Source organism: Herbiconiux ginsengi (assembly GCF_900107435.1).
Lineage (GTDB): Bacteria > Actinomycetota > Actinomycetes > Actinomycetales > Microbacteriaceae > Herbiconiux > Herbiconiux ginsengi.
Genome location: NZ_FNPZ01000004.1, coordinates 378,980 through 392,350, shown reverse-complemented (window position 1 = coordinate 392,350; position 13,371 = coordinate 378,980). Strand labels below are relative to the sequence as shown.

13 protein-coding genes are annotated in these 13,371 nt (G+C 67.7%); 7 read left to right on the top strand and 6 right to left on the bottom strand.

Annotated features, from left to right (window positions below):
* The first annotated feature begins 48 nt into the window (after window positions 1–48).
* The gene (locus BLW00_RS18185) at window positions 49–1,008 is read left to right on the top strand and encodes an exonuclease domain-containing protein (protein WP_175494371.1); all 960 of its coding nucleotides are present in this window, start codon (window positions 49–51) and stop codon (window positions 1,006–1,008) included.
* A gap of 250 nt (window positions 1,009–1,258) precedes the next feature.
* On the opposite strand, the gene BLW00_RS18180 is transcribed toward BLW00_RS18185, so the two are convergent.
* Both BLW00_RS18180 and BLW00_RS18175 read right to left on the bottom strand, forming a co-directional pair.
* A complete protein-coding gene (locus tag BLW00_RS18180; protein ID WP_245741668.1) occupies window positions 1,259–2,797 on the bottom strand; it encodes an MDR family MFS transporter in 1,539 nt (512 codons plus the stop codon).
* A gap of 160 nt (window positions 2,798–2,957) precedes the next feature.
* Window positions 2,958–3,404, bottom strand: coding sequence for an SRPBCC domain-containing protein (locus tag BLW00_RS18175; RefSeq protein WP_175494367.1), 447 nt, complete (start codon window positions 3,402–3,404; stop codon window positions 2,958–2,960).
* A gap of 112 nt (window positions 3,405–3,516) precedes the next feature.
* On the opposite strand from BLW00_RS18175, the gene BLW00_RS18170 reads away from it, so the two are divergent.
* Window positions 3,517–4,368 (top strand): alpha/beta hydrolase, encoded by an 852-nt coding sequence (locus BLW00_RS18170; RefSeq protein ID WP_092556827.1) that lies wholly within the window; start codon window positions 3,517–3,519, stop codon window positions 4,366–4,368.
* A 55-nt stretch (window positions 4,369–4,423) separates the two neighbouring features.
* On the opposite strand, the gene BLW00_RS18165 is transcribed toward BLW00_RS18170, so the two are convergent.
* Complete coding sequence (locus tag BLW00_RS18165) at window positions 4,424–4,783, bottom strand: winged helix-turn-helix transcriptional regulator (RefSeq protein ID WP_092556825.1); 360 nt, start codon at window positions 4,781–4,783, stop codon at window positions 4,424–4,426.
* A gap of 67 nt (window positions 4,784–4,850) precedes the next feature.
* On the opposite strand from BLW00_RS18165, the gene BLW00_RS18160 reads away from it, so the two are divergent.
* Window positions 4,851–6,101 (top strand): MFS transporter, encoded by a 1,251-nt coding sequence (locus BLW00_RS18160; RefSeq protein WP_092556823.1) that lies wholly within the window; start codon window positions 4,851–4,853, stop codon window positions 6,099–6,101.
* 92 nt (window positions 6,102–6,193) lie between these two features.
* Here the strand turns inward: BLW00_RS18160 and BLW00_RS18155 are convergent, their stop codons facing one another.
* The 3 genes from BLW00_RS18155 to BLW00_RS18145 all read right to left on the bottom strand — a co-directional run bounded on the left by BLW00_RS18155 (window position 6,194) and on the right by BLW00_RS18145 (window position 8,752).
* Entirely contained in the window at window positions 6,194–7,093 is a 900-nt protein-coding gene (locus BLW00_RS18155) for a class I SAM-dependent methyltransferase (protein WP_175494366.1), read from the bottom strand.
* Between the two features lie 47 nt (window positions 7,094–7,140).
* Window positions 7,141–7,803: a GntR family transcriptional regulator gene (locus BLW00_RS18150; RefSeq protein WP_092556819.1), complete on the bottom strand. Its 663-nt coding sequence runs from the start codon at window positions 7,801–7,803 to the stop codon at window positions 7,141–7,143.
* A 208-nt stretch (window positions 7,804–8,011) separates the two neighbouring features.
* Window positions 8,012–8,752, bottom strand: a complete 741-nt coding sequence (locus BLW00_RS18145; protein WP_092556817.1) for an alpha/beta fold hydrolase — start codon at window positions 8,750–8,752, stop codon at window positions 8,012–8,014.
* 206 nt (window positions 8,753–8,958) lie between these two features.
* Here BLW00_RS18145 and BLW00_RS18140 point away from each other — a divergent pair, with 206 nt between their 5' ends.
* From BLW00_RS18140 to BLW00_RS18125, 4 genes are all read left to right on the top strand, one after another.
* Window positions 8,959–9,966: a LacI family DNA-binding transcriptional regulator gene (locus tag BLW00_RS18140; protein WP_175494364.1), complete on the top strand. Its 1,008-nt coding sequence runs from the start codon at window positions 8,959–8,961 to the stop codon at window positions 9,964–9,966.
* Window positions 9,967–10,135: 169 nt separating this feature from the next.
* The gene (locus tag BLW00_RS18135; RefSeq protein WP_245741667.1) at window positions 10,136–11,434 is read left to right on the top strand and encodes an ABC transporter substrate-binding protein; all 1,299 of its coding nucleotides are present in this window, start codon (window positions 10,136–10,138) and stop codon (window positions 11,432–11,434) included.
* 32 nt (window positions 11,435–11,466) lie between these two features.
* Window positions 11,467–12,459, top strand: coding sequence for a carbohydrate ABC transporter permease (locus BLW00_RS18130; RefSeq protein WP_092556813.1), 993 nt, complete (start codon window positions 11,467–11,469; stop codon window positions 12,457–12,459).
* Entirely contained in the window at window positions 12,456–13,358 is a 903-nt protein-coding gene (locus BLW00_RS18125; protein WP_407650978.1) for a carbohydrate ABC transporter permease, read from the top strand. The genes BLW00_RS18130 and BLW00_RS18125 overlap by 4 nt, the downstream gene beginning before the upstream one ends.
* Window positions 13,359–13,371: the final 13 nt, after the last annotated feature.

Below are 13,371 nucleotides of genomic sequence, written 5' to 3'. Positions count from 1 at the left end.
CTCTGGCTAGCCTCGAAGAGCAGCACACCACGACCCGAGAAGAGCACCATGCCCGGCTTCGCCACGATCGACTTCGAGACCACCGGGTTGTTCCCGGGCGGAAGCGATCGGGCCATCGAGGTGGCGGTCGTGCACTCCGACCCGGATGGCACGATCACGGGCCGATGGGACACCCTGATCAACCCGGGGCGCGACCTCGGGCGGCAGGACATCCATCGCATCACGGCCTTCGAGGCCCGCCAGGCGCCCTCCTTCGGCCAGATCGCTGCCGAACTGCTCGAGCTGCTCTCCGGTCGGGTCATCGTGGCCCACAACGCGAGCTTCGACACCCGCTTCCTGCTCGCCGAACTGGAACGGATGGGATATTCGCATCGAGACGACCTCGTCTCGCTCTGCACCATGCGGCTCGCGAAGGAGTATCTGCCGGCCGGCGCGCGCCGTTCGCTCGCGGAGTGCTGTGCAACGTTCGGCATCGAACTCGACGGCGCGCACCGCGCGTCCGTCGACGCCGAGGCCACGGCGCTGCTCCTGGCGGCCTACCTCGATCACACCGAGGACCGCTCGGGGTGGGACGAGTATCTCGCCCGTGGTCTCGAGCACGCCTTCGCTCGCATCCCGTCGCCCGGCGCGGAGTGGTTCCCTCGGGAGCGTGCCTGGGAGTCGGAGGGCTACGCGCAGCCCTCCGGCCGCCGAGCGGATGCGGCTCGACGCCGCGTGCCGGCATTCGTCGATCATCTCGCAGCCCTCGACCGCGGCCGACCGCCCCGGGGCTTCGCGCTCGGCGCCGGCGACCACATCGCTCTCACCGGGTCGATGTCGCGGCCGCGCGAGGAGTGGAACGCCATCCTCTCCGGCAGCAGACTGGTGCCGCGCAGCTACGTCACGAAGCAGGTGAAGGTGGTCGCGGCCGCCGACCCCGATTCCCTCTCCACCAAGGCGAGGCGGGCTCGGGCCTACGGCATCCCCGTGGTGAGCGAGAGCGCCCTCAGCTCGCTCCTCGGTCTCTGAGACCGCTCGTCTCGGAGACCGCACCTGGCGTGCGGAATCGGCTCAGGCGAGTAGGGTCGGCCGCATGTCGACAGATCCGCCACCCATGCTTCCGCCCGAGCCGCCCACTCCCCCTCCCGGTGCACCATCCGACCCGCCCCCAGCACCGCCGGAGCCCCCGCAGTTCTAGAGCCGATCGCCCGGACGACGAACGTCGCGTGCACCCCGGCTCTCTGGCGGGGTGCGCGCGACGTGTCGTGGTCGGAAAGGGTCAGTGCCCGATCGGCACACCCTCAGCCGCTCCGCCTGACTCCTCCTCGAGCAGGCGCTGCTGCTCGGGAGTGAGCTCACGCGGGCGCCGCACGAAGAACGCCGCCACCACGCCGAGCAGCGAGATGATCGCACCGCAGAGGAACGCGGCCTGGATGCCCGCCGCGGTCGACGAGATCACCGATTCGCCCGCGCTCTGGTGGGTGAGGGCGACGCCCGACATCACCGCGATGAACAAGGCGGTTCCCGAGGCTCCGGCCAGCTGCTGAACCGTGCCCACGATGGCCGAGCCGTGAGAATACAGCTGCGGCTTGAGCGCACCGAGCCCCGCGGTGAACAGCGGCGTGAACATGAGCGCGAGGCCGATGCTCAGCGTCACGTGCGCCACGAGCACCCACCACATCGAGGTGTTCTCGTTCACCATGGTGAGGCCCCACAGCACGCCGGAGACGATGATCGATCCGGGCACCAGCAGCACGGTGGGCCCGAACCTGTCGTAGAGCCGCCCGACGAACGGCGCCAGCACACCCATCACGAGGCCCCCGGGCAGGAGCAGGAGCCCCGTGGTCAGCGCATCCAGCTGCAGCACGTTCTGCATGAAGAACGGCAGCACGATGATCGTGCCGAACAGCGCCATCATCGACACCGCCATCAGCAGGATGGCCACGGTGAACGTGCGCGCCTTGAAGGTGCGCAGGTCGAGCAGGGCACGATCGGTGCGCTGCAGCGCGAGCTGCCGCAGCACGAAGGCCGCGAGCGCCACCAGACCCACGATCAGCGGCATCCAGCTGCCGAGGAAGGTGGCCGAGGCCCCTCCGATGTTGCTGAGCCCGTAGACCAGCCCGCCGAAGCCGAAGGCCGACAGGATGATCGAGAACACGTCGATCGGCACCACACGCGGTTCGGTCACGTTCTTCACCCGCACGGCGCCGAGGATCAGCGCTCCGACCGCGATCGGGAGCACGAGGATGAACATCCACCGCCAGCTGAGCGTGCTGAGGATGATGCCCGAGATCGTGGGGCCGATGGCCGGGGCCACCGAGATGACGATCGAGATGTTGCCCATGGTGCGACCGCGCGTCGCCGGCGGCACCAGGGTCATCACCGTGGTCATGAGCAGCGGCATCATGATGGCGGTGCCCGAGGCCTGCACGACGCGCGCCGCGAGCAGCACCTCGAAGCCGGGCGCGAGCGCGGCGATCAAGGTGCCGGCACTGAACAACGACATCGCGGCGATGAAGATCGGCCGGGTGTTGAAGCGCTGCAGCAGGAACCCGGTGATGGGGATGACCACGGCCATGGTGAGCATGAACGCGGTCGAGAGCCACTGGGCGGCGACCTCGGTGATGCCGAGGTCGACCACGAGATGCGGGATGGCCACGCCCATGATGGTCTCGTTGAGGATGACGACGAAGGTCGCCACCAGCAGAAGGTTGATGACGAGCCGGTTGCGGCGCGCGATGTGGTCGCCGGAGTCGGCCGCGGCCGAACTCGGCTGAACGGGTGCAGCCTCGGTGGCGTGCAAGGGGCTATCGGTCACGGGGTGTCCTGTCGGAAGAAGACGGGCAAGAGGATCGGCGAAGCCGGTATCACAGGAGAACGCGATTCGTACTCTGCCGTATTCCACCGACATCGGGTTTTCTCCGATGTGAACAGTGTACACATTGCGACGTCGGGCACCAGAGGCCCGAGCGGCGGATTCAGGACTCGAGCAGCTTCTTGAGGCTCTCGAGCAGGTAGCTCCACCCCGGACTGATCTCCCGGTCGAGCACGCTTCCCGGCACCACACCCGAATGCGTGAGAGTCACCTGCGTGCGCGGCGGGTCGGAGAGGTCGTCGAACGCCTCGAGCAGCCACTCCACCCGCGTTCCCTCGTGCTCGCGCACCTCCTCCGACCACACGGGATGGAAGCTCGTGGCCAGGCGGTGCGGAGGTTCGCTCACGAGCACCTCGCCCAGGGTCTCGGGCAGTCCGCGTTCGTCGAGATAGCCGATCGGGGCGCCCACCTCCCAGGTCGACTCGACCGTGTTGGCGAACCACCATTCCGTCGTGTACTCCGGCGAAGTCAGGGCCACCCAGACCACGGCGGGCTCGGCGTCGATGACGATCGTGAACTCGCGAGTGACGGTCTCTGCTCCGGATGACATGCCCCCATTCTCCACAGGCCCCCGCCAGCGGTCCACACCCGCTCGAAACCTCTTGCGCCGCCCCGTGCCCCGCCAGTAGCGTGCGAACACCGCCGACCGGAAGGAATCACCCGTGAGCACCCTCACCGCCGCAGAAACCGAGGAGATCGAGCGCGCCAACGCCTCGGGTCTCCAGCCCGTCGTCTTCATCCACGGACTCTGGCTGCTCTCCAGCAGCTGGGAGAAGTGGCGCACCCTGTTCGAGGAGAACGGCTTCTCCACCGTCGCGCCGGGCTGGCCCGACGATCCCGCGAGCGTCGAGGAGGCACGGCGAGATCCGGATGTCTTCGCCCACAAGATGGTCAAGCAGGTCACCGAGCACTACCTCGAAGCCATCGACGCGCTCACCCTCACTCCCGCGGTCGTCGGCCACTCCTTCGGCGGCCTGATCGCCCAGAAGATCGCCGGCGAAGGAGCGAGCGAGGCCACGGTGGCGATCGATCCGGCACCGTTCCAGGGCGTGCTCCCCCTACCCGTGTCGTCGCTGAAGTCGTCGGCTCCGGTGCTGGGCAATCCGCTCAACTTCGGCAAGGCGGTCTCGCTCACCCTCGAGCAGTTCACCTTCGGCTGGGCCAACAACCTCGACGCCGACGAGGCGAAGGAGCTGTGGGAGACTTATCACGTGGCCGCTTCGGGCGTTCCGCTGTTCCAGGCGGCCACCGCGAACTTCAACCCCTTCACCGAGACGAAGGTCGACACGAAGAATCCCGAGCGCGGCCCGCTGCTGATCATCTCCGGCGAGAACGACAACACCGTGCCCACCGCGATGACCGCGGCCGCCTTCCGCATCCAGCAGAAGAACCCCGGCACCACGGTGTTCATCGAGATCCCCGGGCGCGGTCACTCGCTCACCATCGACCACGGCTGGCGCACGGTCGCCGACGAGGCGCTCGCGTTCTTGACGACCCAGACGGCCAACGACTAGATCGGCACACCGGCCGACCCGACCCGACGTCGGGAGGCAGAACACGTCACGCACATCACGTGTCGGCGGAGTTGTCGGCGACACCCCACTGCGCGAGGGGGTGCAGTGCCGCCATGAGCCTGATGCCACGCGTGGTGAGGGTGTAGCGGGAGTACGCAGGGGTCGTCGGCACGATCGTGCGCTCGACGAGCCCCTGCGCCTCCAACTCCTTGAGTCTCTGCGAGAGCAACCGATCCGACAGCCCGTCGACCGCGCGGATGATCTCACTGAAGCGCCGCGCGCCCCGGGTGATGCTGAGCAAGATGGCACCCGTCCACCGACGGCCGACGAGTTCGATCGCGCTCTGGAAGCCCCGGCACTCTTCCTCGTTCAGAATCGGCGGCAGAGGGCGGGTACCGGTGGCATGAGAGGTCATGGTTACCAATTGTAAGCAGCTAACCCGACGTTTCCCCTCCCTGACAGGAGAGATCGAGCATTGTGCTATGGACAACCCCACAACCCCGCACGAACCCTCCACCGGCTCCACCCCGACCTTGACGCCGTCGACGGCATCGAACGAGGCACCGGGCGGCGACTCGCCCGCCGCCACCTCCTGGCTGGGAGTGGCCTCGCTCTCCGTGGGCGTCTTCGCCCTGGTCATGGCCGAGTTCCTCCCCGCGAGCCTGCTTTCGCGAATAGCAGCAGACCTCGGCGTCACGGAGGGCGTCGCCGGCCAATCGGTCAGCGTCACGGCCATCGTGGCCGCCGTCGCCGGTATCACCATCCCGGTGTTGCTGCCCCGTCTCGACCGCCGACACCTCATGCTGGGCCTGTCGGTGCTGTCGGTCCTTTCCTCCCTCCTGGTCGCGATCGCACCGAACTACCCGGTACTCCTGGCGGCGCGAGTGCTGCTCGGCATCGCAGCCGGCGGCTTCTGGGCGATCGGGATCTCCCTCACAGCCCGCCTCGTCCCGACGGCGCAGCTCGGGCGCGGCCTCACCGTCGTGAACGTCGGCGTCTCCCTGGCCACCGTGGCCGCGATTCCGCTCGGCACCTGGCTGGGCGAGCTCTGGGGTTGGCGCGTCGTCTTCGCGCTCGCCGCCGCCGTGGGTGTGATCGCGGTGATCATGCAGGCGATCGTGCTGCCCTCGGTGCGGTCGACGACCGCGACCGGCTTCGGTCCCCTCCTCGCGACGCTGCGCTCGCGGGCCATCCTGGTCGGCCTCCTGGCGATGGCCCTCGTGGTGGGCGGCCACTTCGCCGGCTTCACCTACATCCGTCCGGCCGCGGCCGACATCGGCGGTCTCGACCCGTCGCAGCTCGCGGTGCTGCTCGCGGTCTACGGCGTGGCGGCGTTCATCGGCAACGTGGTGGCGGGCCCCCTCACCGACAAGCGGCTGCGGCTGGCAGTGCTGCTCTTCCCGGCGGCGATCGGCGTGGCGATGATCGTCTTCGCTCTGGCCGGCACCACGACGGCCGGCGTCATCGTGGCGGTCGCGGTCTGGGGCATCGGCTTCGGGGCGGTGCCGACAGCGACGATCACCTGGATGGCGCGGGCCGAGCCCACTCGACTGGAGAGTGTGGGCGGATTGCAGGCGGCCGCGTTCCAGATTGCGATCGCGCTCGGCGCGGTCATCGGAGGCCTCTTGGTCGACGGCATCGGAGTGCAGACCGCCCTGCTCGTCGGAGGAGCCGCAGCGGTCGTCGGCGCCGCGCTCCTGGCGTCGATCAAGCCCCGCCCCGCGGTGCGCTGAGCCGGCGAAGGCTCTCTCCCCTCTCGAAGCTGCGGTCTCCACCTCCGCCACCCGCCGCCGCACGGGCCAGCGTTCCGCAGCGCCACGGTGGATCAGTGGGGCGCGACGGCGGCGAGGAGCACGGGGGCACCGGGTACCGTGTCGAAGCGTAGGATCCTTCGGAAGCCGCGTCGGGACAGGCGGTCCGCGACGGCACTCGTGGTCAGGGTGCCGCCGCCGGTGAGCGATGCGATCCACGCGTCGGCCGCCCGCAGACCCCCGCCGGCGACATCGGGACGAGTGCCGAGCACCAGGAGCCCGCCCGACGTGAGCGCTTCGGTGGCGCGGTCCAACGCCCGGTCGACGATGGCATCGGGCAGGAACGGCATGGGCATCCAGACGACGTCGTAACAGGCCTTCTCGCCGAGCTCGGTCACGTCTTGCTGACGGAACGAGATCCGGGCGGCGACCTGGGAGTGCAGTTCGTCGACGAGCGTGCGCGCGATGTCGAGCGGCCGCTCCGCGATGTCGATCCCCGTGACCTCGATGCCGGGCCGGGCTTCTGCCAACGCGGTCGCGATCGCGCCGATGCCCGTGCCGACATCGAGGATCCGCGCCGACGAATCCGCGGCCAAGACCCCGTACGCGGGGGCGACGTCCTTCAGCATGAACCGCGCCATCAGGGCCGAGGAGCGTCCTTGCGCGATCATGACCTCGTCGCCCACGTCCGACCAGGCTCTCGTCGTCCCCGCCGCGGCGGCAGCCGCTTGACTCAAGCTGCTGACGAGGTTGCTGCTCCGCGACGAGCGATCTTCCCAGAGCGCTCGCAGCGCGAGCTCCGCGTCGGGCAGAGTCCGGAGCACCGCCGCACGAGGACCGTCGATCTCGAGCGCCTCAGCGGGGGTACGCGCTCGCTCGTCGGAGAGCGCGGAGGCGAGGGCTGCGACGACCAGAGACGATGTCGTCAAGTCGCTCAGGAGCCCCGTGACCTCGATCGTTCCGGCGTCAGTCATCCGATCGTCCAATCCCTGTGTCATCCGGCACGCGGGCCGTGAGGCGACTATCCGTCCGCGTGATCCACGTGCTGGTGGAGAGTCATCCAGTTGTCGCGGCTGAGTGCGGCTGCCCCATCGACATCTCCGGCCCTCAGACGCTCGACGATCGCACGATGCTGCTCGACGGATTCGCGTCCGGCCGACGACGCGAAGCGCTGCCGTTCGGCTCGACGGATGAGCGGGGTGGCTTGTTCCAGCACGTCGGCGATCATCGTGTTGCCGCTCAGGCCGGTCAGCACAGCGTGGAAGGCGTCGTCGGAACGCAACGCCAGATCGATGTCGCCGGCCACGAGGGCGCTGGCGAAGTCGAGGTTCGCCGCTTCCATGGCCCCCAGCGCGTCGGGCGTGACCGCAGGGCCGGCGAGACGCGTCGCCAGCTCGTGCATGGAGGCGGCGATCTGCTGGGCGTCACCCACGATCTTCGGGTTGGCCGGGGCCACGATCGTCGCTCGACCGGGCTTTGCGGAGACCAATCCGGCCCGCGCCAGCCGCAGCAGAGCTTCGCGGATCGGGGTCCGGCTCACCCCTAGCCACGATTCGAGTTCTTGGTCTCGAAGCCGCTCTCCGGGCAGGAACGTGCCGTCGATGATCGCGTCGCGCAGCGAGAGATAGACGTCGTCGCGCAGGAGGGACCGGGAGTTGACGTTACTCGTCTGCGGCGTCGGCATAGTTGCAGCATATCATTCGTGCAGTATATTGCATGCCAAGTTCCCTTCGGGCGCACAAAAGGTTCTCGTACGCGCATCTCGGCGGCCAGCCCGCCCGGGTGACTGACAGTCATCGCCCGCCCCTTGCGACGGACGCCTCGTGAAGGAGGTCGGCGCCGCGTGCATCCTGCGGCGAACAACGCCTGTCATCGATTCGGCCGGCCCGCGGTCATCGACCGGTTCCGCGAACCGCCTCGAGGATGAGGTCGGCGACGTCGGCGGCCGCCGACACCGTCACGGCGTGCGAGGCGTCGATCTCCACGGCGCTCGAGTGCGCACGGTCGGCCATGAACCGCTGGGATTCGGCGGGGACGGCGAGATCCTGACGGGTGACCAGCGTCCACGACGGAATGTTCTTCCAGCCGGCCTTGGTGGCCTTGTCGTCGAGGGCCGCCGCCGCGATCGGGCGCTGGGTGGCCGCCATCAGAGCTGCGGTGTCCTCGGGCACGTCGGCCGCGAAGACGGCCCGGAACCGATCCTGCTCGATGTAGAGATCGTCGCCACTGTTGGCGCCGGCCGAGTAAGGGATCGGCCGGAGAGCCGGACCGAGCTCGCCACCGGGGAACTTGCCCGCGAGCTCTCCCGTGCTCTCGCCCGGTTCCAGGATGAAGCTGGCGATGAACACGAGTCCGCGCACGTTGTCGGCACCCTCGGTGGCCTCACTGGCCACCGACCCGCCGTACGAGTGTCCGGCCACGATGACCGGGCCGTCGATGCGGTCGATGATGCTGCGCAGGTACTCCGCATCCTGCGCCAGCCCGCGAAGGGGATTCGCGATCGCGAGAACCGCCAGATCCTGGCTCTGCAGGCGGCTGACGACGCCGTTCCAGCTCGAGGACTCGGCGAAGGCTCCATGCACGAGCACCACGGTGGGCTTGGCGGCTTCGGGCGCGAATGCGTTTGCGGTCATGATTTCTCCCTTGTTTGCTGAAGCATGTAGTACGCAATATATTGCGTACTACATGAAAAGACAAGTAGTCCGGCACATGGCATCGCGCCCCGCAGGTCGAATTCGCGATGAGGGTTGACCTGCCCGCGGATATCTGTCTATCGTGTGTCGAAGCGTTTCCGCGAAGCGCTTCGACGATTACCACGACCCGGCCGAAGGAGGAGGAGATGGCGACCATTCACGACGTCGCCCGTGCGGCCGGAGTGTCGATCTCCACAGTCTCCTACGCTCTCAGCGGCAAGCGGGCCATCGGCGCCGCGACCAGGGATCGCATCGATGCCGCCGTCGCGCAACTCGGTTACCGGCCCAACGCGGGCGCCCGGATGCTCGCCGGCAGCCGCACGAACCTGCTCGCCCTGAGTGCTCCGCTGCATGCGGACACCTACGCACCGGCACACATGACCTTCGTGCTGGCCATCGCGGAGGCGGCGCGCGAGTTCGACTACGACACCGTTCTGCTGGTGCAGGACGAGGCGGTCAACGGCCTGCGCCGCATGGTCTCCTCCAAGCTCGTCGACGGGATCGTGCTGCTCGACGTCGACCGCGACGACAGCCGGGTGCCGCTCGTGCGCGAGCTCGACATCCCCGTCACGCTGGTGGGCATCCCGGCCGACACCACGGGGCTCACCTGCGTCGACCTCGACTTCGAAGCGGCCGCACGACTCTCCGTCGAGCGGCTCGCCGCCCAGGGCCACCGGCAGATCGGCCTGATCGGTCACCCCGAGGAGCTCTACGCGCGCGGCTCGAACTTCCCCATCCGCTTCCGCGACGCTTTCGCCGCCGCCGCCGCGGAGTTCGGGGTCGGCACACATTTCGTGATGCCCGAACAGGAGCCCGTGAGTGTGCGCGTCGCTCTCGAGGAGTTGCGCCGCGAGCTCCCCGGACTGTCAGCCATCGTGCTGAACTGCAACGAACCGGTGCACACCATGGCGCTCGAGCTGCTGAGACAAGACGGCGCGAGCATCCCCCAGGACATGTCGGTGCTGTCGGCCTGCTCCAGCTTTCCGACCGACCAGCTCGACCCCCCGCTCGACGTCATCCCCCTGCCCGCCCTCATCACCGGGCGACGGGGGGTCGAGTTGACCATGAACCAGCTCGGCGGATATTCCGAACCCGTCGTCGAGCTCGTTCCGCCCGCATACATCGCAAAAGGCTCGACCGCCTCGGTCACCTGAGCCCGCCGCCGATGTCCGGCCGCGGCCGGCCCCAGCCCATCCGACCGCCGAGCGAGGAAGCGCAATATCGAAGCGCTTCGACGAACGGCCCGAGACCGCACCACCCGCACCACCACGACAAACACACACCAGAAGCACGAGCATCCTGCTCACTACAAGGAGGTAGACAGTGAAACGACGCACCCGCATACTCACCGGCATCACGGCACTCGTCGCCGCGACCGGCGTGCTGGCCGGCTGCTCCGGCAGTTCGAACGACTCGGCCGACGACAAGACCCTCACCCTCTGGCACTACGAGGGTGCCGACAGCGCCATGGGCAAAGCCTGGGACGAGGCGATCAAGGTCTTCGAAGAGGAGACGGGCGCCACGGTGAAGTTCGAGGAGAAGGGTTTCGAGCAGATCCGCTCCACGGCCAGCCAGGTGCTGAACTCCAACGAAGCCCCTGACATCCTCGAATACGCCAAGGGCAACGGCACCGCCGGGCTGCTCGCCAGCCAGGGGCTGCTCACCGACATCACGGATGCGGTGGAGCAGTACGGGTGGGACGACAAGCTCGCCCCGGCGCTGCAGACCACCGCTCGTTACGACGACGAAGGCGTGATGGGATCGGGTCCCTGGTACGGGGTGCCCAACTACGGCGAGTTCGTCACCGTGTATTACAACAAGGACGCCTTCGCCGCCCAGGGCATCGAACCGCCCACGACCTACGCCGAGTTCGAGGCCGACCTGCAGAAGTTCAAGGACGCCGGCACCACGCCGCTGGCCGAGGCCGCGCAGGAGTATCCGCTCGGGCAGCTCTGGTACCAGCTCGCGCTCAGCCAGGCCGACCGCGACTGGGTCGACGACTACCAGCTCTACACGAATCCCGTCGACTGGCAGGGCGAAGCGCTCACCTACGCCACCGACACCGTGAAGGACTACGTCGACAAGGGCTACATCTCGCAAGACGCGTCTGGCCTCAAGGCCGAAGACGCCGGCTTGCAGTTCATCAACGGTCAGGCGCCGATGTTCGTGTCGGGCAGCTGGTGGTACGGCCGCTTCACCACCGACATCACCGACTTCGACTGGGGCATCTTCGAGTTCCCCGAGTCGGAGCTGAACCTCGGCTCGGCGGGCAACATGTGGGTGGTTCCGGCCAGCGCCAAGAACCCCGATCTGGCCTACAAGTTCATCGACATCACGATGCGTCCCGAGATCCAGGCCATCCTCGGCAACAACGGCGGCCTGCCGGTGGCGGCCGACATCGCCGACATCACCGATGAGAAGAGCAAGGAGCTCATCGACCAGTTCAACACCATCAACGAGCGTGACGGCCTGGCCTTCTACCCCGACTGGCCCACGCCCACGTTCTACGACGAGCTGAACGGCGAGCTGCAGAACCTCATCAACGGCACGGAGGACACCTCCACCGTGCTCACCACGCTCGGCGACGACTACGACTCGTACGTCGACGACTTCCGCAAGTAGTCAGAGAACACCGAGAAGACCGAAAGTCACTCATGGCAACCTCCGTGCCCTTCGTCCGCCCGGCGAAGCGCCCCGCCAAGGCCGCCCTGACTCCGGATGAGCCCCTCATCCCGAGCCGGGGCGGCCGCGGCCGCGGCGCGTACTGGCTCTACCTCCTGCCCGGCTTCGTGCTGCTGACGGTGATCGTGCTCATTCCACTGGGGTGGAACGTGTACCTCAGCTTCACCGAATGGCGCGGCATCAAGCCGCCCGAGTTCATCGGCCTCGACAACTGGATCGAACTGTTCGGCGACGCGGCCTTCTGGGCCTCGTTCCGCAACTCCATCGCGATGATCATCGCGATGGTGATCGTGCCCACCCTGCTGGGGCTGCTGTTGGCGGCCCTGCTGTTCGACCTGATCGGCCGCAAGTTCGGCGGCCGTCTGGCCAGCTTCCTGCGAGCCACCTACTACCTCCCGCAGATCCTGCCCGTGGCCGTGGCCGGTATCGTGATCGGCTGGATCCTCCGGCCGGGCGACGACGGGGCGCTCAACCAGATCCTCGAGTCCATCGGCCTCGGCGCGCTCGCCCACAACTGGCTGGGCAGCCCCGACACCGCGCTCGCCAGCATCATGATGGTGATGGTCTGGGTGCAGATCGGCTACCCCATCGTCATCTTCATGGCGGCTCTGCAACGCGTCGACCCCGAACTCTACGAAGCCGCCGAGCTCGATGGCGCCAACTGGCTGCAGCGGTTCCGCTCCATCACGGTCAGCATCATCCGCCCCGAGATCTACGTGGTGGCCCTCACCTGCACCATCGCCGCGCTGAAGGTCTTCGGACCGATCTACGTGCTCACCGGGGGCGGCCCCGGCACGTCCACCCTGGTGCCCGCGTACTACGCATACAGCGAGTTCTTCCAATCCCAGCAGGTGGGCTACGGCGCCACCATCGCCACGGCGCTCACCGTCATCATCGCGATCGTCGCCATCGCATTCATCCGTGCGCAACTGCGCGGAGAAGAGAAGGAGAGGGCCGGCCTGTGACCGCCACGACTGCTCCCGCCCGCCCGTCCACCCCGGCGAAGATCGCTCCCACCAGGCGCCACCGGAACGGCAAACGCCCGCGCACCATCACCGACTGGGTGCTGCTCGTCGCCGCCGTCGTGGTCGCCGTTCTGATCGCGTTCCCGTTCATCCTCATCCTGATCAACTCGTTCAAGTCGCCCCAGGACTACGCGGCCACCGGCCCGCTGCAGCTCCCCACGCAGCTCTACTTCGACGGCATCGTGCGCTTCTGGGAGCGCGTCGACTTTCCCCAGAAGTTGTGGAACAGCATCTTCATCTCCGGTGTCGTCTCGGTGCTCGCGGTGCTCGTCTCCGTGCTGAACGCCTTCGCGATCGGCATCGGCCGCGTGCGCGCCCGCACCTCGATCATCGTGCTGTTCCTGCTCGCGAACCTGCTGCCCCAAGAGGCGCTGCTCTACCCGCTGTACTACATGTTCAAGCAGGTGGGCCTCTACGACAACGTGTGGAGCGTCATCATCATCTTCACCGTCATCCAGAGCGCCTTCGGCACCTACCTGCTGTCGAGCGTGTTCGGAACCTTCCCCAAGGAGGTCCTCGAGGCAGCCGCTCTCGACGGCGCCGGGCGATGGAAGACCCTGTGGCGCGTGATCGTGCCCATCTCGCGGCCCACGCTGTCGGTGCTGCTGATCTTCTTCTTCATCTGGACCTGGAACGAGTTCCTCATTCCGCTGACGTTCCTGGTGTCGAACGACAACCAGACCGTGCCCGTGGCCATCAGCGTGCTTCAGGGCGATCGTCTGATGGATGTCACGACCACCAGCGCCTCGGCACTTCTCGGCCTCATCCCGACTCTGGTGTTCTTCCTCATCTTCCAGCGCACCCTCACCCGCGGCATCACGGCCGGCGCGGTGAAGTGACGCCTGCTGACCC